We start from the raw sequence: 430 nt of genomic DNA, 5'->3' as shown, positions 1-430 counted from the left end.
GTCGTACAGCGGGCTTGGTGCTTTTTGCGATGACCCGGTGTCGAACATCGGAATATAAACATCGCGGAATTGTTGCGGTTTCACATATTCGGCAACAATGGCATCGATTTCTTCGTCGGTCGGCCAGATATCTTTCAGGCGGATTTCGCGGCCGTCTGCAACGCCGAGTACGTCGTTTTCAATATCGAAACGGATGCTGCCTGCCAACGCGTAGGCAACGACCAACGGAGGCGAAGCAAGGAAAGCCTGTTTCGCATACGGATGGATACGGCCGTCAAAGTTGCGATTACCGGACAATACGGCGGTAGCGTACAAATCGCGGTCGATGATTTCTTTCTGGATTTTTGGATCCAGCGCGCCGCTCATGCCGTTACAGGTGGTACATGCGAAGGCAACGATACCGAAGCCTAGTTTTTCCATTTCAGGCAGC

Annotated in this window: 1 protein-coding gene; it reads right to left on the bottom strand. The window is 52.6% G+C overall.

The window, feature by feature from the left end:
• Positions 1–430: aconitase family protein (locus ACTHS3_RS17055; protein WP_440368648.1), on the bottom strand; the 430-nt coding region annotated here is incomplete at both ends.

Source organism: Neisseria sp. P0009.S007 (assembly GCF_051962515.1).
This window is presented reverse-complemented; position numbering and strand designations above follow the sequence as displayed.